This window comes from Hoeflea phototrophica DFL-43, from assembly GCF_000154705.2.
Classification (GTDB): Bacteria; Pseudomonadota; Alphaproteobacteria; order Rhizobiales; family Rhizobiaceae; genus Hoeflea; species Hoeflea phototrophica.
Window position 1 is genome coordinate 362,494 of sequence record NZ_CM002917.1, and the last position, 23,618, is coordinate 386,111.

Annotated in this window: 21 protein-coding genes; 10 read left to right on the top strand and 11 right to left on the bottom strand. The window is 61.5% G+C overall.

What is annotated here, in order from left to right; genetic code table 11:
* The first annotated feature begins 66 nt into the window (after window positions 1-66).
* From hrcA to HPDFL43_RS01740, 3 genes are all read left to right on the top strand, one after another.
* A complete protein-coding gene (gene hrcA / locus HPDFL43_RS01730; protein ID WP_007199833.1) occupies window positions 67-1,152 on the top strand; it encodes a heat-inducible transcriptional repressor HrcA in 1,086 nt (361 codons plus the stop codon).
* Between the two features lie 109 nt (window positions 1,153-1,261).
* Entirely contained in the window at window positions 1,262-1,873 is a 612-nt protein-coding gene (gene grpE / locus HPDFL43_RS01735) for a nucleotide exchange factor GrpE (RefSeq protein WP_040449508.1), read from the top strand.
* Between the two features lie 53 nt (window positions 1,874-1,926).
* Window positions 1,927-2,562: a trimeric intracellular cation channel family protein gene (locus HPDFL43_RS01740; RefSeq protein ID WP_007199835.1), complete on the top strand. Its 636-nt coding sequence runs from the start codon at window positions 1,927-1,929 to the stop codon at window positions 2,560-2,562.
* A gap of 70 nt (window positions 2,563-2,632) precedes the next feature.
* Here HPDFL43_RS01740 and HPDFL43_RS01745 read toward each other — a convergent pair whose 3' ends face one another.
* Both HPDFL43_RS01745 and mutS read right to left on the bottom strand, forming a co-directional pair.
* Window positions 2,633-3,625: an adenosine kinase gene (locus HPDFL43_RS01745; protein ID WP_007199836.1), complete on the bottom strand. Its 993-nt coding sequence runs from the start codon at window positions 3,623-3,625 to the stop codon at window positions 2,633-2,635.
* Window positions 3,626-3,728: 103 nt separating this feature from the next.
* A complete protein-coding gene (mutS, locus tag HPDFL43_RS01750) occupies window positions 3,729-6,479 on the bottom strand; it encodes a DNA mismatch repair protein MutS (RefSeq protein WP_007199837.1) in 2,751 nt (916 codons plus the stop codon).
* Window positions 6,480-6,635: 156 nt separating this feature from the next.
* On the opposite strand from mutS, the gene HPDFL43_RS01755 reads away from it, so the two are divergent.
* Entirely contained in the window at window positions 6,636-8,921 is a 2,286-nt protein-coding gene (locus tag HPDFL43_RS01755) for an NADP-dependent malic enzyme (RefSeq protein ID WP_007199838.1), read from the top strand.
* Window positions 8,922-9,032: 111 nt separating this feature from the next.
* Here HPDFL43_RS01755 and olsB read toward each other — a convergent pair whose 3' ends face one another.
* From olsB to HPDFL43_RS01785, 6 genes are all read right to left on the bottom strand, one after another.
* Window positions 9,033-9,902: a l-ornithine N(alpha)-acyltransferase gene (gene olsB, locus HPDFL43_RS01760; protein WP_007199839.1), complete on the bottom strand. Its 870-nt coding sequence runs from the start codon at window positions 9,900-9,902 to the stop codon at window positions 9,033-9,035.
* A 147-nt stretch (window positions 9,903-10,049) separates the two neighbouring features.
* Window positions 10,050-12,248, bottom strand: a complete 2,199-nt coding sequence (locus HPDFL43_RS01765) for a PAS domain-containing hybrid sensor histidine kinase/response regulator (protein WP_169743214.1) — start codon at window positions 12,246-12,248, stop codon at window positions 10,050-10,052.
* A 240-nt stretch (window positions 12,249-12,488) separates the two neighbouring features.
* On the bottom strand, window positions 12,489-13,484 hold the full coding sequence (gene acuI, locus HPDFL43_RS01770; protein ID WP_007199841.1) for an acrylyl-CoA reductase (NADPH): 996 nt from the start codon (window positions 13,482-13,484) through the stop codon (window positions 12,489-12,491).
* A gap of 72 nt (window positions 13,485-13,556) precedes the next feature.
* Window positions 13,557-14,060 (bottom strand): signal peptidase II, encoded by a 504-nt coding sequence (gene lspA, locus HPDFL43_RS01775; protein WP_007199842.1) that lies wholly within the window; start codon window positions 14,058-14,060, stop codon window positions 13,557-13,559.
* Window positions 14,057-14,920, bottom strand: coding sequence for a TrmH family RNA methyltransferase (locus HPDFL43_RS01780; protein WP_007199843.1), 864 nt, complete (start codon window positions 14,918-14,920; stop codon window positions 14,057-14,059). Before HPDFL43_RS01780 ends, lspA begins: the two co-directional genes overlap by 4 nt.
* On the bottom strand, window positions 14,917-16,191 hold the full coding sequence (locus HPDFL43_RS01785) for a class I SAM-dependent rRNA methyltransferase (RefSeq protein WP_007199844.1): 1,275 nt from the start codon (window positions 16,189-16,191) through the stop codon (window positions 14,917-14,919). Before HPDFL43_RS01785 ends, HPDFL43_RS01780 begins: the two co-directional genes overlap by 4 nt.
* A 179-nt stretch (window positions 16,192-16,370) precedes the next feature.
* On the opposite strand from HPDFL43_RS01785, the gene HPDFL43_RS01790 reads away from it, so the two are divergent.
* Window positions 16,371-16,826 (top strand): SRPBCC family protein, encoded by a 456-nt coding sequence (locus HPDFL43_RS01790; RefSeq protein ID WP_007199845.1) that lies wholly within the window; start codon window positions 16,371-16,373, stop codon window positions 16,824-16,826.
* Window positions 16,827-16,869: 43 nt separating this feature from the next.
* On the opposite strand, the gene HPDFL43_RS01795 is transcribed toward HPDFL43_RS01790, so the two are convergent.
* The 3 genes from HPDFL43_RS01795 to sppA all read right to left on the bottom strand — a co-directional run bounded on the left by HPDFL43_RS01795 (window position 16,870) and on the right by sppA (window position 18,622).
* Window positions 16,870-17,220: a LapA family protein gene (locus tag HPDFL43_RS01795; RefSeq protein ID WP_007199846.1), complete on the bottom strand. Its 351-nt coding sequence runs from the start codon at window positions 17,218-17,220 to the stop codon at window positions 16,870-16,872.
* A gap of 132 nt (window positions 17,221-17,352) precedes the next feature.
* Window positions 17,353-17,643, bottom strand: coding sequence for an integration host factor subunit beta (locus HPDFL43_RS01800; RefSeq protein WP_007199847.1), 291 nt, complete (start codon window positions 17,641-17,643; stop codon window positions 17,353-17,355).
* Window positions 17,644-17,653: 10 nt separating this feature from the next.
* Window positions 17,654-18,622, bottom strand: coding sequence for a signal peptide peptidase SppA (gene sppA / locus HPDFL43_RS01805; protein ID WP_007199848.1), 969 nt, complete (start codon window positions 18,620-18,622; stop codon window positions 17,654-17,656).
* 190 nt (window positions 18,623-18,812) lie between these two features.
* Between sppA and lptC the strand changes: the two genes are divergently transcribed.
* The 5 genes from lptC (at window position 18,813) to hpf (ending at window position 23,499) form a co-directional block, all read left to right on the top strand.
* The gene (gene lptC, locus HPDFL43_RS01810; protein WP_007199849.1) at window positions 18,813-19,493 is read left to right on the top strand and encodes an LPS export ABC transporter periplasmic protein LptC; all 681 of its coding nucleotides are present in this window, start codon (window positions 18,813-18,815) and stop codon (window positions 19,491-19,493) included.
* Window position 19,494: 1 nt separating this feature from the next.
* Window positions 19,495-20,046: an LptA/OstA family protein gene (locus HPDFL43_RS01815; RefSeq protein WP_007199850.1), complete on the top strand. Its 552-nt coding sequence runs from the start codon at window positions 19,495-19,497 to the stop codon at window positions 20,044-20,046.
* 20 nt (window positions 20,047-20,066) lie between these two features.
* Window positions 20,067-20,849, top strand: a complete 783-nt coding sequence (gene lptB, locus HPDFL43_RS01820; RefSeq protein WP_052093250.1) for an LPS export ABC transporter ATP-binding protein — start codon at window positions 20,067-20,069, stop codon at window positions 20,847-20,849.
* A gap of 243 nt (window positions 20,850-21,092) precedes the next feature.
* On the top strand, window positions 21,093-22,679 hold the full coding sequence (gene rpoN, locus HPDFL43_RS01825) for an RNA polymerase factor sigma-54 (protein ID WP_007199852.1): 1,587 nt from the start codon (window positions 21,093-21,095) through the stop codon (window positions 22,677-22,679).
* A gap of 247 nt (window positions 22,680-22,926) precedes the next feature.
* Complete coding sequence (hpf, locus tag HPDFL43_RS01830; RefSeq protein WP_040448907.1) at window positions 22,927-23,499, top strand: ribosome hibernation-promoting factor, HPF/YfiA family; 573 nt, start codon at window positions 22,927-22,929, stop codon at window positions 23,497-23,499.
* Window positions 23,500-23,618 lie beyond the last annotated feature (119 nt).

Genomic DNA, 23,618 nt, shown 5'->3' on the forward strand with positions numbered 1-23,618 from the left:
CGTGCGGCAAATCCCTATATTCGCGTTGAACAGGGTCAGGCATCAGCGCGGGCCCGAGGATACAATATGAGCATGGACAGGACAGCACTGCCGGCCGAACTTGCCGGCGAGCTTGACGACCGCTCGCGGGAGATCTTCCGCGCACTGGTGGAAAGCTACATGGAGTCGGGTGATCCATTGGGATCTCGCAGCCTGTCGCGCATGCTGCCAATGTCTCTGTCGCCCGCGTCGATCCGCAACGTGATGAGCGATCTGGAAGATCTGGGGCTGATCTATGCGCCGCATGTGAGCGCCGGCCGTCTGCCCACCCAGAAAGGCCTGCGCTTCTTTGTCGACGCCTTCATGCAGGTTGGCGACCTGCAGCCAGAAATGCGCGAAAGCATTGAGCGTCAAGTGCGCCCCAACGATCAGAACAGCCCGGTTGAAACATTGCTCACCGAAGCAAGCCAGATGCTCTCGGGCATGACCCGCGGCGCCGGGCTGGTGATTGCCTCCAAGCAGGATTCCACCATCCGTCACATCGAGTTCATCAGGCTCGATCAGTCACGGGCGCTGGTGGTTCTGGTGGGCGGCAATGATCAGGTGGAAAACCGCATCATGGAACTGCCCGATGGCGTGACCGCCGGACAGCTGGTCGAAGCGGCGAATTTTTTAAACGCACATCTGGCTGGCCGGACACTCTCTGAGGTCCGGGCCGAGCTGCAGCGGATCACCGACGAGGTGCGCAATGAACTTGATGCGCTCTCGCGTGATCTGGTCGAACGCGGGCTGGCGGCCTGGGCCGGAAGCCAGGGTGGCTCCGGCGCGGCGCGGCTGATCGTGCGCGGACGCGCCAATCTGCTCGAAGGTGTGAGCGAGGGCGAAGAACTTGACCGGCTGCGCATGCTCTTTGATGAACTCGAACGCAATGAAAACCTTACCGAACTGATGACGGCGGCCGAGGAAGGCTCGGGTGTGCGGATCTTCATAGGCTCGGAGAACAAGCTGTTTTCGCTTTCAGGCTCGTCGGTCATCGTTGCCCCCTGGCGCGACAGCGAGGAACGGGTTGTCGGAGCTGTCGGCATCATTGGTCCGACCCGGCTTAATTATGCGCGGATCGTGCCAATGGTGGATTACACCGCGCAGCTCGTTTCCAGACTGGTGCGCAAATAGGCTCTCAAGCCTGCCTGTTTGGCTCTCGGGCCTTGATTTTTGGTCCCTGAACCTCGATATGCGGGTCAACCCCATCGACATTGTATTCAACAGACAGGACATCCACACCATGAGCGATGAAAGCCAAGGCCGCGAACACGACAAGCCAGAGGCCGACGCTTCCGTAGAGGCTGACAGTCCGCAGGAAATCGATCCGATTGCCGCGTTGACGGCCGAAATCGAGGAGCTCAAGGATCAGCGTCTGCGCATGGCAGCCGAGATGGAAAACCTGCGCCGCCGCACGGCCCGCGACGTCAAGGATGCAAAGAGCTATGCGATCTCGGGCTTTGCCCGCGACATGCTGCAGGTCTCCGACAATCTCGAGCGCGCGCTTGCGGCTGTTCCCGAGCAGGCTGATGATGCCACGGACAACGGCCTCAAGACTCTCATTGAGGGCGTCGAACTGACCGGCAAGGCTATGCTGTCGGCACTTGAACGCCATGGCGTGCGCAAGCTTGAGCCGAAGGGCCAGAAATTCGATCCGAATTTTCACCAGGCCATGTTCGAGGTGCCCAATACCGAGGTGCCCAACAACACCGTCATCGAGGTGGTTCAGCCCGGTTATGTGATTGCCGACCGGATGCTTCGTCCCGCAATGGTTGGTGTCGCCAAGGGTGGTCCAAAGGATGTTCCCGTCAGCGATGCTGCTCAAGCCTATCAGGACGACGGCAAGGACGACTGATCAATCCGGTTGCCGGATCACAGCGCCGCTTTCGGGGCGGGCGGAAGGTAGACATGACCCCGCTTGAAGGGCTCGATTATGCAGGCGTGGCGGTGTTTGCCGCCACTGGTGCGCTGTCCGCCTCGCGCAAACAGCTCGATCTGATCGGCTTCGGCTTTCTGGCCGCTGTCACCGGCATCGGCGGCGGAACGATCCGCGACCTGATCCTGGGTGATGTGCCGGTGTTCTGGGTCGAGAAACCGGCCTATCTTGTGGTTTGCGTGGCGGTTGCGGCCATCGTCTATTTCACCGTCCATCTTGTGGAATCACGCTACCGGCTGCTGATCTGGCTCGATGCGATCGGGCTTGCAGCCTTCGCGGTGATGGGCGCTGCAAAGGGGCTCGCCCTCACTGGTTCTCCCATTGTCGCGGTCGTCACGGGAATGATGACGGCGACCTTTGGCGGCATCCTGCGCGATCTTCTCTCTGGCGAGCCTTCGGTGCTGATGCGCCCGGAAATCTACGTTTCCGCTGCTCTTCTGGGCTCGGCCTTCTTTATTGCCGCAAGCCTGCTGGGCGCGCCGCTCATTGTCGGGTCCGGGTTGGGCGTGATTGCCGCTTTCGCCTTGCGTGGCGGCGCGATTCGCTACGGCTGGGCCTTCTCGCCCTACCGCTCACGTGCCGGCCGTCCGCCCGAAGACGTTCTGTAAACGTGTGACGCGAGCAAGGGTTGCCTGTGTCCAGGTCATCCTGACCGGGACCTTGCCGCCACGGTCCGGGTCAGCCGAGTTTCGACTTTTCCGCTGCATCCTTGAGCGACAGAAGCGGCCGCGGGCCGATCTGCTGGATCACCAGACCTGCAGCGAGGCTGCCGAGCTTGCCGCAGACGTCAAGCGGCTTGCCGTTGGCGTAGCCATGCAGGAAGCCCGCCGCGTACAGATCGCCGGCGCCGGTGGTGTCGACCACCTCGTCGATGTCGATGGCGTCAATGTCGACCCGCTCGTCGCCGCGAATGATGACCGATCCGTGTTCGGATCGGGTAATGGCGGCGATCTTGCAATCCTTGCGGAGCTGGGCGATGGCATGCTCGAAATTGTCGGTCTCATAGAGCGACTTTGCTTCGTCGGCATTGGCGAACACAATATCGATTGTGCCCGAGCGCATCAGATCGAGAAATTCGTCTCGGTAGCGCCCGACGCAGAACGGGTCGGACAGCGTCATAGCCATTTCCCTGCCGTTCTTGTGGGCAATCTCTGCGCATTGGCGGATCGCATCCTTGGCCCGTGGCGGATCCCACAGATATCCCTCGAAATAGGTGATCTTGGCGTCTGCCACGACGTCAGCTTCGATGTCCTCTGGTCCCAGTTCCACACAGGCGCCTAGATAGGTGTTCATCGAACGCTCGCCATCGGGTGTAACGAAGATCATCGAGCGCGCGGTCGGCGGCGTGCCCTCGAGCGGCTTGGTGTCGAAATGCACGCCCAGGGCGCGGATATCGTGGCTGAAGATCTTGCCGAGCTGGTCTGCGGAGACCTTGCCGAAATAGGCCGAGCGGCTGCCGAAACTGGCAACCCCGGCTGCCGTGTTGCCGGCGCTGCCGCCCGAGGCTTCGATTGCCGGTCCCATGCGCGAATACAGCAATTCGGCGCGGTCTGCATCGATCAGGTTCATCGCACCCTTGATGATGCTGTTGTCAACGAGGAAGGCCTCGTCGCAGCGGGCGATGATATCGACAATCGCATTGCCGATGCACAGGACATCAAAACGGCTCATGGGGATCCCTTCAAACAGACTGCGATCCGGTGCGCAGCCTGGCCTTCTTGGCAGATTTTAGGAGTTTGTAAAACCCCGACAAGAAGCGGCCGAAAAACCATCATCATGTTTTTCCCGATGGCTCGAGTCGCCGCTTGAGTTCGTAAAGCGCATCGAGCGCTTCACGTGGCGTCATGTCGTCAGGGTTCAGTTCGCCCAGATAGGCATCCGATTCTGACGGCCCCTTGGCCGGTTTGGCCGGCTCCCTGACGGCTGGCATGGCAAACAGTGGCAGGTCATCGACCAGCCGAGCTGCCGGGTTTTCCCGCTCGCTGCTCTCAAGCAGATCGAGCACTTCGCGGGCGCGCACCACCACCGCGTCTGGCAGGCCTGCAAGACGCGCAACCTGGATGCCGTAGGAGCGGTCGGCGGCTCCGGGGCCGACCTCGTGCAGAAACACCACGTCGCCTTCCCATTCCTTGACCTTCATGGTGGCATTGGACAGCCGCGGCAGCTTTTCGGACAGTGCCGTAAGCTCGTGGAAATGGGTGGCGAACAGCGCCCGGCAACGATTCTGGGCATGCAGATGCTCGACCGCCGCCCAGGCGATCGACAAACCATCGAATGTCGCTGTGCCACGCCCGATCTCGTCGAGAATGACCAGCGAATGCGGGCCGGCCTGATTGAGGATCGCCGCGGTTTCCACCATCTCGACCATAAAGGTCGAGCGTCCGCGTGCCAGATCATCGGATGCGCCAACACGGGAGAACAGCCGGTCAACCACGCCGATATGGGCGGAACCTGCGGGGACGAAGGAGCCCATTTGCGCCATCACGGCAATGAGAGCGTTCTGCCTGAGAAACGTCGATTTACCGCCCATATTGGGTCCGGTAAGCAGCCAGATTGCGCCGCCGTCACCGCTTCCCTCAGGCGGTGAAAGATCACAATCATTGGCCACGAACGGTTGTTCGGCCTGCCGCCGGAGCGCCTGCTCAACCACCGGATGCCGTCCGGCACTGATCTCGAAGGCAAGGCTCGAATCGACCTTTGGTCGGCAATAGCCCTGTTCCTGGGCAAGTTCGGCGAGGGCTGCCGTAACGTCGATCACCGACAGCGCATCAGCCGCCGCCTTGATGGCATCTGCTTGCGAGACGACCAGAAGCACCAGCTCGTCAAAGGCTGCAAGCTCGATCGCCAGCGCCTCGCCGGCGGCGTTGGCGATGCGGGTTTCGAGATCGGACAGTTCGGTGGTGGTGAAGCGCATGGCGTTGGCCATGGTCTGCCGATGGATATATTTTGCCTTGGCCTCGTCACCCTCGGTCAGTGGCCCGGCATTGAGCGCCGTCACCTCGATGAAGTAACCCAGCACATTGTTGTGCTTTATCTTGAGTGACCGGACACCGGTCTCCTCAGCATAGGAAAGTTGCAGCCCGGCGATCACCCGGCGTGACTGATCGCGCAGCGCGCGCAATTCGTCGAGTTCGCTGGAGGCACCTGTGCGCACGAAGCCGCCATCGCGCTTGAGCAGAGGCAATTCATCACCAAGCGTTGCCGACAGGCGTGCCTCGATCTCTTTGGGAAGATTGCGCAGGCAGGAGGCCGCGGCTGCCAGATGCTCGGGCACCTCCATGCCGTCAAACAGGTTGGCGATCTCACCCGCCGCGCGGACCCCGGCGAGAATGGCTCCGAGATCACGCGGGCCGCCGCGGTTGAGCGCCAGCCGCGACAGCGCCCGCGGCATGTCGGCAACACCCTTGAGCGCCTGTCGAAGCGCATCCGTAAGCGTGCTATCGCCAATCAGATAGGACACGCCGTCAAGTCGCGCATTGATGGCGGCCGGATCGGTCAGTGGCGCCATCAGCCATTCGCCGAGTTTGCGCCCCCCACCTGCCGTCACGCTGCGGTCGATAGCCTTGATCAGGCTGCCTTGCCGTGCGCCCGAGAGCGTGCGCACCAATTCAAGGCTCGCCCGTGTCGCCGGATCGATGAACAGCCGCGCGCCGTCGCTTTCCCGCTCGGGCCGGCCAAGCGGCGGCCGCTCGGATATCTGGGTCTTCTCGACATAGGCAATGACTGCCGCCGCCGCCGCCATCTCGGCACGTGAGAAACTGCCGAACCCGTCGAGAGAACCGAGATCATAGAACCGCGTGATCCGGCCCTCGGCGGTGGCGCTGTCAAACAACACGCCTGGTTGCGGCGTCGCCACCCGTCCGAGCTGGTCCACCAGCGGCCGGATATCGGGATCGTGAAACACGTTCTCCGCCAGGATCAGCTCGCGCGGTTCGACCCGGGCGATGTCGGCCAGAAGCCTTGCCAGGCGGCTTTCAGCCACATGAAACGCACCGGTGGAGATATCGATCCAGGCCAGTCCGAACTGGGCTTCGCCCGATCCCTTGATCCGTGCCAGCGCCATCAGGAAGTTGGACTGCGAGGGATCAAGCAGTTTTTCTTCGGTCAGCGTGCCGGGCGTGACCAGCCGGGTCACATCGCGCCTGACCACCGATTTCGATCCGCGTTTCTTGGCCTCCGCCGGGTCCTCGGTCTGCTCGCAGACGGCGACCCGAAACCCAAGCGAGATCAGTTTTTGCAGATAGTCATCGGCGGCATGCACCGGCACGCCGCACATCGGGATATCCTGACCCAGATGCTGTCCGCGCTTGGTCAGCGTGATGCCAAGCGCGCGAGAGGCATCGATCGCGTCCTCGAAGAACAGCTCGTAGAAATCACCCATCCGGTAAAACAGCAGGGAATCCGGGTTCGCCGCCTTGATCTCGATGAACTGCTCCATCATCGGGGTCGCAGTTGCACGGCTTTCCGCTGTGGCCAGCTGGGCCGTCGTCAGCGTGGAAGAGGGGAGCGGAGTCTCTGCGTTCAAGAGGGGATGCCTGTCTCGGTTTTCAATGGTTTGGAATGTATGCTTCGCCAGCGGCGCGGCTTTACAGGCCGTCGCTTCCACCCTAACGGTGGGATGAGGACAAAGACAACAGCTACGAGGCGCCGTACTCAAGGTCGCCCACAAGGGATGGAACCTATGCCAGGCACGGACAAGTCAGATCGCTCATTTTCCGCAGTCACAGACCAGGAAGCGCTGGATTTCCACGCTCGGGGACGACCTGGCAAGCTCGAGATCAATCCGACCAAGCCGATGGCGACCCAGCGCGATCTGTCGCTCGCCTATTCGCCGGGCGTCGCGGTTCCGGTCAAGGCCATTGCCGAGGATCCCTCGCGCGCCTTCGATTACACCGCGCGCGGCAACATGGTGGCGGTGATCTCCAACGGCACCGCCATTCTGGGCCTGGGCAATCTCGGCGCGCTGGCGTCCAAGCCGGTGATGGAGGGCAAGGCGGTCCTGTTCAAGCGCTTTGCCGATGTCGATTCCATCGATCTTGAGGTCGACACCGAGAATGTCGATGAGTTCGTCAATTGCGTCCGGTTTCTGGGCCCTAGCTTCGGCGGCATAAATCTCGAGGACATCAAGGCGCCCGATTGCTTCATCATCGAGCAGCGCCTGCGCGAGATCATGGACATTCCGGTCTTCCATGACGACCAGCACGGCACCGCCATCATTGCGGTCGCGGGCCTGATCAATGCGCTGCATCTGACCGGCCGCGATCTCAAAACCACCAGGCTTGTCTGCAATGGCGCAGGTGCGGCGGCAATCGCTTGCGTCGAGCTGGTCAAGGCCATGGGCTTTGCGCCCGAGAACGTGACGCTCTGTGACACCAAGGGCGTGATCTACAAGGGCCGCACCGAGGGCATGAACCAGTGGAAGTCCGCCCATGCGGTGGAGACCGAGGCGCGGTCGCTCGCCGACGCCATGGAAGGCGCGGATGTGGTCTTCGGGCTTTCGGTCAAGGGAGCGTTGACCGAGGACATGATCCGCTCCATGGGGGACAATCCGATCATCTTTGCCATGGCCAATCCGGATCCGGAAATCACGCCGGAGGAAGTGGCCGGGATCCGCGACGACGCGATCATGGCCACCGGACGGTCCGATTATCCCAACCAGGTCAACAACGTCCTGGGCTTTCCCTATATTTTCCGTGGCGCGCTCGATGTCCGCGCCACCACCATCAATGACAGCATGAAGATCGCTGCCGCCCAGGCGCTGGCCGATCTGGCGCGCGAGGACGTGCCCGATGATGTGGCGGCGGCCTATCAGGGTGTGCGCCCGCGCTTCGGCCCGCAATACATCATTCCGGTGCCATTCGATCCGCGTTTGATCTCCGCCATCCCGGCTGCTGTTGCCAAGGCCGCAATGGATTCGGGCGTAGCCCAGAAACCGATCCTCAACATGGATCTCTATGCGCATGAACTCTCGGCCCGGCGCGATCCGATCGCATCAACACTGCAGCGGATTTACGAGCGCGTCCGCCGCCATCCGCGCCGTGTGGTGTTTGCAGAGGGCGAGGAAGAGCAGGTTATGCGTGCCGCCGTCTCCTATGTGAACCAGCGGCTCGGCACCGCCTGCCTGCTCGGCCGCGAGGAGCAGATGCGCGAAACCGCCAGGCTTGCCGGCATCGATCTCGACCGGCCCGGCATCGAGCTGGTCAATGCGCGCGTGTCGCGGCGTGTCGAGGCCTACACTGACTATCTCTATTCGCGGCTGCAGCGCAAAGGCTACCTGCAGCGCGATTGCCAGCGCTTGATCAACACCGACCGCAATCATTTCGGCGCCTGCATGGTGGCGCTGGGTGATGCCGATGCCATGGTGACGGGGATCACCCGCAATTACTCCACGGCTCTCGAAGATGTGCGGCGCTGCATCGATGTGAAGCCTGGCCACCGGATGATCGGCGTGTCACTGGCGCTTTGCCGTGGCCGCACCGTTCTGGTCGCGGACACAGCCGTTATCGACATGCCCAATGCCGAGGAGCTGGCTGATATCGCCGAGGAAGCCTCGGGCATGGCCCGGCGTCTGGGCTACGAGCCGCGGGTCGCGATGCTCGCCTATTCGACCTTCGGCCATCCCACCGGCGAACGCTCGGACCGGGTTCGCGAGGCGGTCAGGATTCTCGACAAGCGCCGGGTTGATTTCGAGTATGACGGCGAGATGGCCGCCGATGTGGCACTCAATGCGGATGTGATGGAACAGTATCCGTTCTGCCGCCTGTCAGGTACCGCCAATGTACTGGTGATGCCGGCATTCCACTCGGCCTCGATCTCGACCAAGATGCTCGAGGAACTGGGCGGGTCCACCGTCATCGGCCCGCTTCTGGTCGGCCTCGACAAGTCGGTTCAGATCGTCTCGATGGGTGCCAAGGACTCCGACATCGTCAACATGGCCGCGATTGCGGCCTATAACGCGGCGAGTTGATAGGACCATTCTCAGCGGCAAGAAAACTCTCTGACGATGCTGACGACACCCGGAATGTCGTCCGGATGCCGGTATCTTTGTCAGCAGTTTTTGGTGCGATCGGCGCTGGCCTTACGCCACAAACCGTGAGGCGTCGGCGCCGTAGTGGTTGATGTAGCGTCCGCTGATCTGCTTGACCGGCAGGATCACCAGCACGTCGGTGGTGCGGAAGGCGCGGTCGACCACGGCCTCGTGTGAAACCAGTGCGCCGAGCCGCAGGTAGCCTTTGACCAGCGGCGGCATTGCGCTCAACGCGGCTCTCGGGGTGATCGCCTCGACCGGCATCATGTCCATGGAAAGACCGCGGCCGGGGATCGCCCGCACGGTCCACTCGTCACGGGCTGCGACGGTCTCGTTGAGAAACGACAGCGCCAGCGCATGGGCATGGGGTTTGTCGCCGGAGAACGACGCGCACCCGAACATCACGTCGATCCGGTGCTCGAGCGCATAGGCCCAGTTGCCCTGCCAAAGCGCTTCCAGCGTCCGCCGGGTGCGGTAGGCCGGCAGCACACAGGAGCGGCCGAGCTCAAGAAAACGCTTGCCGCGGTGCCGGCCGACCAGATCGGCGACATCGAATTCGCTTTGCGAGTAGAACCCGTCATGGCGCTCTGCCACATCCTGCCTGAGCAGCCGGTAGGTGCCCACGATCTGCGTCTCGGGCTCACCGCCAAGGGCGGTGTCGGACACCAAGAGGTGGTCGCAATAGCGATCGACGGTATCAAAGTCGCGCTTCTGCTGCATCGCTTCAAGCGGCAGCCGGGCGCCCATTTCCTCAACGAAAACCTTGTAGCGCAGCTCCTGCGCGGCCTCGATCTCTGCCCGGGTGGTGGCCAGCCGGACCTCGAGCGATCCGATTCGGCCGAGCGTTCGCGTCCCGCTTTGTCCGGGTGTGAAAGGCAGGGAAATCGATGTCGCTGAAGGCGGTTGCACTTGCGTTTCCATGGATGATCTCCCGCTTTGGTGTTGGCGGGTTTCAACCATGATTCTGCGACATCCGAGTGACATTTGCCATCCCGGATGTGATCATTTCGGGGAGAATCTGTGGCAGCCCGGCCTCAATCGCCCCAATGGGAGCGAATTGCCGGAGGTTTAGCCTGCCGTGGCGGATCGTTTGCGCGCGGTCATCGCCACCAGCGAAATCAGCCATTCCGGGTCAACCGGCTTCTCCGCATGGCCATCGGCACCCGCTGCGAGAATGTCATCGCGGGTCGAGGCCTGGCCATCAGCAGAGAGAACGATGATCGGCAGGTGGTCGAGCTGGTTGACGTCTTCGTCGGCGCGGATCCGGGCAATTGCACTGCGGCCGTCAAGCTCCGGCATGGACAGATCGGTGATGACGAGATCGTAATTCATCTTGCCACCCGGACGGTTCATGGCTTCCTCGACCAGCGCGCGGCCATTCTCGACCAGCGTGATGCGGTGGCCCTGACGCGCCAGCATGGTGCGCACCATCAGCGCATTGACCGGGTCGTCTTCGGCCAGAAGAATGTCGAGCGTGGGATTGTCCGATGTCCGTTCCAGCACGGGCGGCCGGGGCTTGCTTGCCAGCCGGTTGCGGTCGTCCCGGTCGTCCCGGCGGGTCAGGACATTGATCAGAGATGTCCGCCGCACCGGCCGCACCAGCCAGGCATCGGCGCCATGATCGCCATGGCCTTCCAGGTCGCGGCTGTCTTCAGGCGCAATCACCAGGGTTCTTGCGATCTTGTCGGAGAGCACCGTGGGAGCTGATGCCAGCAGGCTTTCGGCCTGATCGGCGATGCGGCGGTCAACGATGATATCGCTCAACATCAATCCGGTCCGGTTCAGCCGGGAGAGCGCTGCGAGCATGCTTTCGGCGTCGCTGGCAGCTTCGGCATACCCGCCGAGATCGCGGATGCTCCAAAGCATCGCGGCAGAAACCGGTCCGCGCGGGGCGATCACCAGAACGGCTCGGTCAGACAACGGCCCGCGCAAAGCGGTAACCTGGGCGCTGTTGGAGATATCTGCAATCGGCACGCTGAAATGAAACTTGCTGCCCTTGCCGGGCGTGGAGTCCACCCCGATCTCGCCGCCCAGTGCCTCGACGATCCGCGCAGAAATCGACAGGCCAAGGCCTGCCCCGCCATGCTTGCGGGTAGGGCCGTTGTCGGCGCGTTCGAACTCCTCGAAGATTTTCGCCTTGTCCGTTTCTTTCAGTCCGGGACCCGTGTCGGTGACGCTGAAGACAAGCGCGGCATTTTCGAGTGACACTTCGACCAGCACTCCGCCGGATTCAGTGAACTTGATGGCATTGCCGACCAGATTGAACAGAATCTGCCGCACACGGCCGATGTCAGAGGCGATTCGTTGCGGAGCATCAACGGCGATATGTACGGCGATCTCGATGTTCTTCTCATGTGCCTTTGATGCCATGAGCTCGCAAACACCATGGACGAGCTCACTGAGATCGCCCTCTTCCTCACGCAGGTTGAGCCGTCCGGCTTCGATCGATGTGACGTCGAGCAGGTCCTCGATCAGAGACAACAGCGACTGTCCGGATTCGCGCGCATTGCGGATATAGCTTGCCTGTTCGGGCGTCGTCTCGGTCTGGCTGAGCAGATGGGTCATACCCAGGATGCCGTTGAGCGGCGTGCGGATCTCGTGGCTGACCGTGGCCAGAAACCGGGTCTTGGCGTGACTTGCGGCTTCCGCGCGTTCCAGGGCCTCGACCAGTTCGGCTTCGGCCTTGCGTGTCGCGGTGACATTGCGTCCAACACAATGGACAAACATCTTGCCTGACACCGGATCGCGCGCGATGGTCTCGCGCCAGGTCCAGACCGACTGTGCCTCGCCTTCGCCGAGGACCAGCTCTCGTTGTCCGGTTCCATCCGTTTGGGTTGGTGCAACGCCAGCCTGCGCCAGCGTCAGGCCGACAGGGTTTTCGGTGCCGATTGCAAGGCGGAATGTCTCATTGGCGAAAATGATGCGGCCTTCGAGATCGCAGGCCGCGATCATGTCGCTCAGGCCGTCGAACAGTGTGGTGAGATGGCTGGTGAACTCGCCCAGCTCCCAGGTCCGGTCGCTGTCGTGTTCGGCCTTTGACCGATCCGGATCAGGTGTCATGTTGGCCTTGATTGGCTTGCGGCCCGGCTTATCAGCAGCCGATGACGGATCTGCAGGGCGTTTCAACAACGGCATGGCGGCAACGACGGAAATGCCCGCCACCGAGGCCAGGAGCGCCGCCGGCGTGTCGAATGCAACAGACAGCGCCGCTGCGCCCAGTGCGCCGGAAATCAGGAAAAGCGGCAGCGCCCCACTCAAGCCTGCCAAGGCGTTCGGCGCTGAATCTCGCAATGTTTCGTCGTGCGAAGCCGGTGCCGCTCCTGGGACCGGATATCTTACGGCTGGGGCAACCGGCGGAACCTCGTTTGAATAAGGCGCCGGTTGGTTCAGCGCCGTGGACAGCGCGCTCTGGAGTCGGTGCGGTTCTGTGCTCATGGACCCGTGATTAACACGGGCCCGGTGAGCAAAGACTTCAGCGAAAAGATCGAATTTTATCGATCGCTGATTTTAGTGTTTCATATCGACCACGACGCGGCCGCGGATCTTTCCGTCGACGATCGAATGCGCCGCGTCAATGATGCCGTCGAAGCCGATTTCGGTCGACAAGGCCTCAAGCTTGGCCATGTCGAGATCGGTCACGAGCCGCGCCCACGCCTCCTGCCGAAGCGCCAGCGGAGCCATCACCGAATCGATGCCCAGCAGCGAGACACCGCGCAGAATGAAGGGGGCCACCGACGATGGCAGATCCATTCCCTGCGCCAGTCCACAAGCCGCAACTGCCCCGCCATAGGAGGTCATCGACAGCACATTGGCCAGCGTGTGGCTGCCCACTGCGTCGATGCCGCCCGCCCAGCGCTCCTTGTTGAGCGGCTTTGCCGGACCGGACAGCTCATCACGGTGGATCACGTCCGATGCGCCGAGCTCTTTGAGGAAGTCCGCTTCCTCTGTGCGGCCGGTCGACGCAATCACCTCGTAGCCGAGCTTGCCGAGCACTGCGATTGCGACCGTGCCGACACCGCCATTGGCTCCGGTAACCACCACCGGTCCACGCTCGGGCGTGATGCCGTGGCGCTCGAGTGCCATGACCGAGAGCATGGCCGTATATCCCGCGGTGCCGATCGCCATGGATGAGCGGCCGTCCATGCCGTTGGGCATCGGGATCAGCCAGTCGCCATTGAGCCTCGCATAGGCGGCAAAGGCACCGGTGTGGGTCTCACCGACGCCAAAGCCGTTGAGAATCACCTTGTCGCCGGGTGAGAAGCGGGCGTTCTCGGAACTGACCACCGTGCCGGCGCAATCGATCCCGGGCACCATCGGCCAGCGCCGGACCACCGGACCCTTGCCGGTGATCGCCAGCCCGTCCTTGTAATTGACGGTGGTCCACTCGACCTCGACAACCACGTCGCCCTCCATCAGATCGTCCAGGCCGAGCTCGGCCACATTGACCGACATCACCTTGTTTTCATCACGGGTGAGCTGGATGCCCTTGAAACGATTGTCCATGGAAACTCCTCATATTCCTCTGTCGGCACACTGACCTTTGGCCATGCGAAGATCAAGAGCGCGGGAAGCGCTTCAGTCCGATTGCTTCTTTGCTTTTCGTTCCCGCAGGGCCGCGATCACCTCGTCCAGCACGATCAATCCGGCGCCGATGGAGATGAAGCTGTCAGCGAGATTGAACACGGCAAAGGACCATGTGCTCGTGTAAAACAGGATGTAGTCGACGACATGGCCATAGATCGCCCGGTCGACCAGGTTGCCAAGCGCTCCGCCGATGATCAGCGCAAAGCCCAGATGGGCGATGCTGCGGTCGGACGGCGTGCGCCACCACAAGAAAATCACAAAGACGATCACCATGGCGGTGAGCATCAAAAGCCCGGTGTCGGGCAGATCCTTGAGCAGTGAAAAGGCAATACCCTCGTTCCAGGTGCGAAACAGCCCCAGCATCGGCATCACCGGAATAAGCTCATGAAAGGGAAGCCGGGTCTCGACCAGATATTTGATCACCTGATCGAGCGCCACGGCGCCGGTCACCATGGTCAGCATCGGCCCCATACGGCTGAGCGAGGCCCCACTCATTGTGCGTCAGCCTCAAGGCTCAGCAGATGCCGCCGGGCCTCAAACAGCATCACGCCGGTGGCGATCGCCAGATTGAGCGAATCTGCCCGTCCGGTCTGCGGGATCCGGGCCAGCTTGCCGCAGCTTTGCGCCAGCGTGTCGGGCAGTCCGGCTTGCTCGTTGCCCATCAAGAGCACCACCGGCCGGCCCTTGTAGGCAATTGTACGGTAGTCGACGCTGCCCTTGAGGTGGCTGCCCACCACGAGCGGCGCGGTTTTTTTCGACCAGGTGAGGAACTCGGCTTCCGAGGCACGGAGCAGTGGCATGGCGAAGATCGACCCCATGGTGGCGCGCACGGTTTCGGTCGAAAACGGATCCACCGTGTCGCCGATCAGAATCACACCGGACGCACCGGCTGCGTCGGCGGTGCGGATGATGGTCCCCAGATTGCCCGGATCACGGACCCGGTCCAGCGCGATCCATGTTTCATCGGGCTTTGGCGCGACTGCGTCGAGCGGTGTCAGCTTCTGCTCGAACACCGCGATCACCGCCTGCGGATTGTCGCGCCGTGTGATCGCGGTCAGGACTTTTTCACTGACCTCCAGCACCAGTCCTCCGCGGGCAACGGTCAGCGCTGCGATTTTCTCGACCTGTGGCTTGCCGCGCTGGGCCTTGGCGTAGATCAGCGTGCGGATGTTCCAGCCCTGATCAATCGCGTCGATCACCAGTTTCAGCCCTTCGGCCAGAAAACTGCCGGTCTCGTCGCGATGTTTCTTCATTGACAGCGCACGGATGTCCTTGATCACCGGATTGGAAAGGCTGGTGATCTCCTTGACCTGGCCGACGCGCCCTGGACCGGTGGAAGAGGGTTTGTCGGTCATGCAGGCAGCCACCTTGAATAGAGCGAGGTCGACAAGGCGCGGCAGGCAGCCGGATCGGGCTTGCCGCTCTCGCGCAGGATCAGTTCGCCCGACTCCACCACGCCGCCCGCGCCGCGCATGGTCTCGCGCATCAATTCGTGAATGGCATAGAAGGAGGCCCGGATCGAATAGGCCGTAAGCACCAGGCCTACCGGCTTGGGGCTCAGCAGTTCACGGCAGATATCGAGCATCAAAGGCAGATGGTCGAACAATTGCCAGACCTCGCCATTGGGGCCGCGGCCGAATTTCGGCGGGTCGGTGAGGATGATGTCATAACGGCTGCCGCGGCGCTCCTCGCGCGCGATGAACTTCATCGCATCCTCGCAGATCCAGCGCACCGGCCGATCCTCAAGCCCGGCAAGAGCCTGGTTCTCACGGGCCCAGCCGATGGCTTTCTTGGAAGCGTCGACATGGGTGACCTCGGCCCCGGCCTTTGCCGCCACCAGCGAGGCGACGCCGGTGTAGCCGAACAGGTTGAGCACCTTCAGCGGTCGCTTGGCCTGGGTGATCTGGTCCGCCATCCAGCGCCAGTGGGCAATCTGCTCGGGAAAAACCCCGACATGGCGGAAGGAGGTCAGCCGGCCGAAGAAATCGACACCGAGAAGTTGCATCGGCCAGGTTTCACCCAGTGGCGCATTGGGAAACGCCCAGCGCCCGATGCCATCCTCGTCGGTGTCGCCGGTAAACAGTGCATCGGCCTTGGCCCAGTCAGCATCCGGCAGCCCGCGCGGCCATAGCGCCTGGGCTTCGGGCCGGATCACCCGTAAATCACCGTAAAGCTCGAGTTTCTCGCCGACGCCATCGGCGTTGCGGCCGCTGTCGATCAGCCGGTAGCCATGCTCGTCACCGATCTCCAGGATCAGCGGTGCGTTCTCCCGGGGCAAGGCGCCGCTGCGCCCGGTCAAGGCACGGATCGGAGCTTGTGTCGGCGTGGCGTTGGCTGAGCGCCTGGCCTGTGCCCCGGCCTCCGCAGAGCGTGCATCAGCCCGGAGCGGCGCCCCGGATTGTGAAAGGGCCCCGGATTTGGAAAAGGATGGCTTGCCCTTGCGCGCGCCTTGCCCGGGTTTGAATGTGGGTTGACCGCCCGCTGCCGAGCCGGGCCGCGGCTTTCCCTTGGACGTCGCTTTTGGCTGACCCTTTGATGGGCCCTTTGACGCGTCCCGGCCCGTCCCGGCGGACTTTGCAGTCGGCCGGCCACCACGTCGGGGCTGTTGTGAGCGCTTGTCCGCCACGTCTGAAAAGTCCGATCTGTCGCGGTTCCGGGGCGAACAACGCGGCCGGAACGTGTAGGTTGGATTGCAGGCTCGACATAGCAATCAGAAATCCACTTGGCAAAGCCGTTTTCGGTTTGCTTAGATGAGCACGAAGACCGGCCGCTTCCGCGGTCTGATTCCATGGAGGAAATTATCAAATGGAAATGCACGGCGAAGAGCGCATCGCAGCCCCGCGTCAACTGGTTTGGGAAGCGTTGAATGATCCCGATGTGCTGCGCGAGTGCATTCCGGGGTGTCAGTCGCTGGAAAAAAGCTCGGATACGGAGATGTCGGCCACCGTCAAGGTCAAGATCGGTCCGGTGTCAGCAAAGTTCTCCGGTGAGGTGACGCTCGAAAACATCAATGCACCGGAAAGCTACACGATCTCCGGCGAGGGCAAGGGCGGCATCGCCGGCTTCGCCAATGGCGGCGCCGATGTGAAACTTGTCGAGGAAGGCGCCGAAACGGTTTTGAGCTACGAGGTGAAGGCCCAGGTCGGCGGCAAGATCGCCCAGCTCGGCTCCCGCCTGATCGATTCAACCTCGAAAAAGCTCGCGGGCCAGTTCTTCACCCGGTTCAACGAGGTGGTCAGCGAAAAAGCCGCGCAGGCATAAGTGCCCGCAGACCGTCCATGAGTGGCTTTACCGGCAAAAGGCGTCAGGCCGCGTTGCGCTTGTCCGGTGCGGGCAGGGCGGCGGCGATTTGCTCGGCCTTGGCTTTGTGACGATCGGCTTCCGTATGCCATTTGACGGCTTCGCTGGCATTGGCGCGGGCCTGCTTGCGGTGCTTTCCTTGCTTGAACCACGTGGCAAGCGAGCCGATGATCATCCCCAGCATCAAGGTTGCGAAAAGAAACACGAAGAAAGGCGCGGTTACAGAGAGAACCTGATCTGATGGCTGGAACGGATTGAGTGCCAGCGTGACCGCCGTGCGGTTGGCAACCGACAGCATGATGAGCACGATGGCCGTCGGAAGAAGGATCGCAAGGGCGACAATGCGTTTGATCATGGTCTGTCTGTACTCTTTCGGGGCGCGGCGTTCAAAGCGTCATAGTGCCGCCGCAAGGGCCACGCGGTCAATCCGCGCCAATGCAATCTTGTCAAACTGTCCTGGCGCACCGTGTGCCGGTCGCCTCGATTCTCAGTCCTTGTCGTCGGGATTGAGGCGCTCGCGCAGCTCTTTTCCGGTCTTGAAGAACGGCACCCATTTCTCCTCCACGAACACCGGTTCACCGGTGCGGGGGTTGCGCCCGGAGCGCGGTGGGCGGTTTTTCACGGAAAACGCTCCGAAGCCACGCAGTTCAACCCGGGTTCCCTGGGACAGGGCATCGGTAATCTCATCAAGAACCGCATTGACGATGTTTTCCACATCGCGGTGGTAGAGATGCGGGTTGCGCGCAGCAACCGCCTGAACCAGTTCCGACTTTATCATGAAATTTCCCCTAGTTATCCGCCGCCTGTTTCCCTCCAACCTGCCAAACAGACACCAGACCGTCAAGAAACAACTTGCCGCCCGACAAGCGGTCGATTTCATCGGAGAGGCGCATAGGCACACCGAAATAGCTTGCGATCAGGTCCACGGCCTGCGCCCCAATCAGCCGTCGAGCCGGATCACTTTGCTTTTCCCATTCAATGATTTCCAGATCCGCCTCGACATCGCGGCTCTCGAGATAGGCGCGGATCTCGGCCTCCCCGCCAATCGCATCCACCAATCCGTTCCCGAGCGCCTGGCGGCCGGTGAAGATCGATCCGTCGGCAAGCGCAAGCACGTCAGCGCGCGTCATGCCGCGACGTTCGGTCACCAGGTCGACAAACCAGTCATAGCTGTCGAGGACCATAGCCCGGATCATTGCCTTGGCTTCCTCGCTGGTGTCGTGAAAGGGCGATGGCTCGGCCTTCAGCGGGGCCGATTTGATCTCTTCGATGCGAAGGCCGATCTTGTTGAGCAGCTCCTGCGCCTGCGCATATTGGAAAATCACCCCGATCGACCCGACAATCGAGCTTTCTCCGGCGACGATATGATCGCTCGATGCGGCAATCATGTAGCCGGCCGAGGCGGCCAGTGTGCGCACATCGGCGACAACAGGCTTTGATTTGCCGGCCTCCAGCAGCGCCTTGTAGATACGTTCTCCGCCATAGGTGGTTCCACCGGGCGACGAAATGCGGACCACCAGCGCTTTGGCGGTCTCACTTGAGGCAGCGTCTTCAATCAGGTCAATCAGGTCTTCATCGTCAGAGATAACCCCGCTGATGTCGATCCGGGCGATATGGTCCGACCCGGTGTCAGGTCCGTCGAGATTGAACGCCAGTGCCGCGACCACGGCGATGACCGCGACAACGGCAAATATACGCCAGAAACCGAGCTTGCGCCGCAGGCGGCGGCGATCGGCAAGAACATTGGGGTCGGTCAAGGTCAGGTCTCCGGTTAGGGTCGTTGAGGCACCGCCTGAAATTGGTATCTTTGCCAACGCGGTCAAGGCATGGCAGTCTTGTACGACTGCTTCGCAATGCCACCATATTGTCATGCCATAGCGGTCGCAACAGTGCTGTGCTCGCGGTCAGGCGACCGGGTGCAGAGACGGTTTGAAAACACGGGGCTTCATGACAACGACGTCAGTTTCAGAAATACCGCGAACAGGCGCTTATGCGGGAAGGTCCCATGCCGAATACCGTCGCGCCCAGACCCACTCGCGCCGGGTGAGAGCGCTCAAGATCCTTCTGCCGCTCGCCTCGGTGCTGGTTGTCATAGGCTTTGTTGCCGTGTCCTTTGTCGATACACTGGTGCCCGAGGGCGTGGCGATCGAATCTGTGGCGGTGCGTGATGGCAAGCTGGTCATGCAGAACCCGGTGATGAGCGGCCAGACCTCGGATGCACGGAGCTACAGGCTCGAAGCACTCAGGGCGATTCAGGATCTGGCGACGCCGGATGTGATCGTGCTTGAGGATATCCTTGCCGAACTTCCGGTCTCGGCAGGTGAGACGGCAGTGCTCGAGGCAACAAGCGCGACTTTTGACCGCGGCGCCCAGACACTGGTGTTCAGGGAGCCTTTCAAGGTTCAGAGCGAGGGCGGATTCTCCGCAGAGATGCAGTCCGCGGACATCGATATGGCGACCAGTGAAATGTCCACGTCTGACCCGGTCACCATCCGTTCGGGGGAGGCCTCGGTGGTTGCGAAATCCATGAAGATGCAGGATAAGGGCCGCCTCATCATACTCGAAAATCAGGTCCGCATGACAATCAACCCTTCGGCGATCAAACAGCCGGCCCGAGAGAGCAACTGACATGGCCAAGACATCTCTGCCAATCGTTGGCCTTGCCGCACTTCTGGGTGTCGCCGTTCTGGCCGGCCCACAGCCGGTGCAGGCGCAAACCAGTGAAAGCCGGATGACCGGCCTTGCGCTTTCGGGCGATGAGCCGATCCAGATCGAGAGCGACCTGCTTCAGATCAACGAGGAAACCAGCCAGGCGACCTTTACCGGCAACGTCCGGGTGCTGCAGGGCGATACCGTGCTGCAGGCAGGCGAGATGATCGTTCATTATGCCAAGAATGGCGGATCGGTGGCCTCCGGCGCAGCCGATATCCGTGAAATCGACCTGTTCAAGAAAGTGCTGATCCGCTCGGGCACCCAGACGGCCACCGCCGATACCGGCAATTTCAACATGGCCAATGAGGTTCTGGTGCTGTCGGGCGAGAAGGTTGTCCTGACCGACGCCGAGAATGTGTTCATCGGCTGTAAGCTGACCGTCCAAATGCAAAACGGCCAGGCCAAGCTCGACAGCTGCGGTCGTCGGGTGATGATTCAGCTCGATCCGAAGTCGCGATCCAAACAGTGATCCGCGCGCTTTTTTCATCGCTGGGCAACCGGGGCGGCAAGGGCGACGCTGATGTCGCCGAAGACGGTGTGGGGCGTTACGACGGCACGCTGATCGCGCGCAATCTGACCAAAGCCTACAAGTCACGGCGCGTTGTGGATGGGGTGTCGCTGGGTGTTCGCCGGGGTGAGGCCGTCGGCCTGCTCGGCCCCAATGGAGCCGGCAAGACCACCTGCTTCTACATGATCACGGGCCTGGTTCCTGTCGATTCAGGCACCATCGAGATCGATGGGCATGACGTTTCGGATCTGCCGATGTACCGCCGCGCCCGGCTCGGTGTCGGCTATCTGCCACAGGAAGCCTCGATCTTTCGGGGCCTGAGTGTCGAGGCCAACATTCGCGCGGTCCTTGAGGTTGTCGAAAAAAACCGGGCCTTGCGCGAGGAGAAACTCGACAGCCTGCTCTCGGAGTTTCACATTTCACATCTGCGCAAATCCGCCTCGATCTCGCTTTCAGGCGGCGAGCGCCGGCGTCTGGAAATCGCCCGAGCGCTGGCGTCGGATCCCACCTTCATGCTGCTTGACGAGCCCTTTGCCGGTGTTGACCCCATCGCGGTGTCGGACATTCAGGATCTGGTCAGGCACCTCACCCGCCGCGGCATCGGGGTGCTGATCACCGATCATAATGTGCGTGAGACCCTTGGCCTGATCGATCGCGCCTACATCATGAACGCGGGCGTGCTGCTGACCCATGGGCGCCCGTCGGAAATTGTCGCCAATCCGGATGTCCGCCGGCTTTACCTGGGTGAGCAGTTCTCGCTTTAGCGTCAATGGATCGCGAGCCCGCAAAAGCGGCACGTGGCGAACCTTGAGTCAAAATCTCGATAAAGCTGCCCAATGCCCGGTCGTTTTTACCTTGTTCTTTCGCCGCACTTGACCACAAAGAAATAAAAACGCAATTTTCGGGCCAGATGGGTAAGGCGCGTTAAGGCATTGTAGTGGCAAAGGCCACTAAAACAGCCGCGGCCTGCCGTTCCTGAACGGCCCAACCGGGAGTAGTGCGTTATCATGGCCCTGTCAGCCAGCCTTCAATTGCGCCAAAGCCAGTCGCTGGTCATGACGCCGCAGCTGATGCAGTCGATCCGGCTGCTGCAGTTCTCGCATATCGAACTGAACCGGTTCATCGAGCAGGAAGTCGAGCGCAATCCCTTGCTCGAACTGGTGACGCCGGAATCGGAAGCCAACAATGAGGGCGCCAACGGTGATGGCAGCGAGACGTCTCGCGATCATAGCGCTCAGGATTCCCAATCCGGCGCGTCGTCTTCCGAGGGCGGGGAGGGCGCTGATGGTCTCTGGGCGGCCTCCTCGGAGACATCTACGGAACGACTGAACGAAGAAATTGATGGCCGCTACGAGAATGTGTTCCCTGACGACCACGGTGTCGAGAAGCCATCCGCGCCCGAATTTGTCGACAACTGGAAATCCATGCCCGGCAATGATGGAGGGCAGGGTGGCGAAGGCTATGATCTTGATGATTTCGCTGCCCGCGCGCCGACCTTGCGCGACCATGTCGCCGAGCAGATCGCCTTCACCTTCGCCGATCCTGCCGAACGGTTGATCGCCACTGATATTGCCGATCAGCTTGACGCAGCCGGATACATCGCCGGGGACCTGTTGGAGACCATCGAACGGCTTTCCATCGATCAGGCCAAGCTGGAACATGTGCTCGGGCGCCTTCAGGAATTCGAACCGGCCGGTCTGTTTGCACGGTCGCTTTCCGAATGCCTGGCGTTGCAACTTGACCGCAAGAACCGCCTCGACCCGGCAATGGCGGCGCTGGTGAACAATCTCGAACTGCTGGCGCGCCGTGATTTTTCGACGCTGAAACGGCTTTGCGGCGTTGATGAGGAAGACCTTCTCGATATGCTCGCCGAGATCCGCGCCCTTGATCCGAAGCCGGGCACCCGGTTCGAGACCGGTTCCAGCGAACTCATTGTGCCCGATGTCTCGGTCAAACCGGGCGCTGATGGTGGCTGGGTGGTCGAGCTCAATTCGGAAACCCTGCCTCGGGTGCTTGTGAATCAGTCCTATTTCGCCACCGTGTCGAGCCAGATGGCCAAGAACACGCCCGGCCAGGAGTTCCTCTCGGAATGCATGCAGACCGCCAACTGGCTGGTGCGGTCGCTCGATCAGCGCGCCCGCACGATCACCAAGGTGGCAAGCGAGATCGTGCGACAGCAGGATGCGTTCCTGCTGCATGGCGTGGACCATCTACGCCCGCTCAATCTCAAGGCGGTGGCCGACGCCATCGGCATGCATGAGTCCACCGTCAGCCGGGTGACATCGAACAAATACATGATCACCCCGCGTGGTGTGTTTGAATTGAAATACTTCTTCACCGTCTCGATCGCCTCGGCGGAAGCGGGCGGCGATGCCCATTCTGCCGAATCGGTGCGTCACCGCATCAAGGCACTGATTGACGAAGAATTGCCCGATTCAGTGCTTTCGGATGATGATCTGGTCACTTTGCTCAAGCAGTCGGGTGTGGAAATCGCCCGGCGGACCGTCGCCAAGTACCGCGAAGCCATGTCCATTCCCTCCTCGGTACAGCGCCGCCGCGAAAAACGCGCCCGCGCCCGCGCTGCAGCGGTCTGATCCCCGCTCTGCCAAGAGGTTGAATTCACGTCAGGAATGGCGGAAATCCAGGCAAAGCTTGACAGCAGAGGCACTGCGGCGTAGAAGCCGCTCCGCATTGATTGGACATAATCAGGGCCTATCGGAAAGCTGTTTCGTCAAGGGATAAATTGCTTGGTCCGGATCAATTGTCCACCGTCTGGCGCTTGGATGAGCGCGGCGCTTGGCTTAGACTAAATCCCCAAGTCACAATAAGAAGGGATGTCACATGAGCGTTCGAGTGTCGGGAAAACATATGGAAATCGGCGAGTCCTTCCGGACTCGGATCGATGACCATGTTTCAGGAGCCGTACGGAAGTACTTCGATGGCGGCTTTTCAAGTCATGTGACCGTTGAGAAATCGGGATCCCGGTTTCAGGCCGATTGCAAGATACATCTCGACACCGGCGTGGTGCTCCACGCCACAGGGGAAGCGCAGGACCCGCAACCTGCATTTGACGCTGCGGCGGAGCGAATAGAAAAGCGCCTGCGCCGCTACAAGCGCAGGCTCAAAGATCACCATGCCAACAGCCAGCCAAGCCAGGCAGAACTTGCCTACGCGGTTGTCGGCTCTGGCGATGAGGATGCGGATGAAGTGCCGGAGGATTACGCTCCGGCGATCATTGCCGAAAGCACCAAGCAACTGGTCACTATGAGCGTGGCCAATGCAGTGATGGCGCTGGATATGACAGACGAGCGGATCTTGATGTTCCGCAATGCGGGTAATGACGCCCTCAACGTGGTTTACCGCCGCAACGATGGCAACATCGGGTGGATTGATGCCGGTGGCGTGAAATCCTGACGGCGGAAGCCTGGGGGATATGAGGTTTTGGCCGCGCTGAGCTTTGAGTGGGTGCGGCCACAACGCCTCTTCGCAAAGCCAAGAAAAACGCCTGAAAGCCAGGCTTGAAACAAGGAATG

Excerpts from the sequence above, each read along its gene's own strand:
- hrcA (WP_007199833.1), top strand. The coding sequence starts at position 67 with ATGAGCATGGACAGGACAGCACTGCCGGCCGAACTTGCCGGCGAGCTT.
- grpE (WP_040449508.1), top strand. The coding sequence starts at position 1,262 with ATGAGCGATGAAAGCCAAGGCCGCGAACACGACAAGCCAGAGGCCGAC.
- HPDFL43_RS01740 (WP_007199835.1), top strand. The coding sequence starts at position 1,927 with ATGACCCCGCTTGAAGGGCTCGATTATGCAGGCGTGGCGGTGTTTGCC.
- HPDFL43_RS01745 (WP_007199836.1), bottom strand. The coding sequence starts at position 3,625 with ATGAGCCGTTTTGATGTCCTGTGCATCGGCAATGCGATTGTCGATATC.
- HPDFL43_RS01755 (WP_007199838.1), top strand. The coding sequence starts at position 6,636 with ATGCCAGGCACGGACAAGTCAGATCGCTCATTTTCCGCAGTCACAGAC.
- olsB (WP_007199839.1), bottom strand. The coding sequence starts at position 9,902 with ATGGAAACGCAAGTGCAACCGCCTTCAGCGACATCGATTTCCCTGCCT.
- acuI (WP_007199841.1), bottom strand. The coding sequence starts at position 13,484 with ATGGACAATCGTTTCAAGGGCATCCAGCTCACCCGTGATGAAAACAAG.
- lspA (WP_007199842.1), bottom strand. The coding sequence starts at position 14,060 with ATGAGTGGGGCCTCGCTCAGCCGTATGGGGCCGATGCTGACCATGGTG.
- HPDFL43_RS01780 (WP_007199843.1), bottom strand. The coding sequence starts at position 14,920 with ATGACCGACAAACCCTCTTCCACCGGTCCAGGGCGCGTCGGCCAGGTC.
- HPDFL43_RS01790 (WP_007199845.1), top strand. The coding sequence starts at position 16,371 with ATGGAAATGCACGGCGAAGAGCGCATCGCAGCCCCGCGTCAACTGGTT.
- HPDFL43_RS01795 (WP_007199846.1), bottom strand. The coding sequence starts at position 17,220 with ATGATCAAACGCATTGTCGCCCTTGCGATCCTTCTTCCGACGGCCATC.
- HPDFL43_RS01800 (WP_007199847.1), bottom strand. The coding sequence starts at position 17,643 with ATGATAAAGTCGGAACTGGTTCAGGCGGTTGCTGCGCGCAACCCGCAT.
- lptC (WP_007199849.1), top strand. The coding sequence starts at position 18,813 with ATGACAACGACGTCAGTTTCAGAAATACCGCGAACAGGCGCTTATGCG.
- HPDFL43_RS01815 (WP_007199850.1), top strand. The coding sequence starts at position 19,495 with ATGGCCAAGACATCTCTGCCAATCGTTGGCCTTGCCGCACTTCTGGGT.
- rpoN (WP_007199852.1), top strand. The coding sequence starts at position 21,093 with ATGGCCCTGTCAGCCAGCCTTCAATTGCGCCAAAGCCAGTCGCTGGTC.
- hpf (WP_040448907.1), top strand. The coding sequence starts at position 22,927 with ATGAGCGTTCGAGTGTCGGGAAAACATATGGAAATCGGCGAGTCCTTC.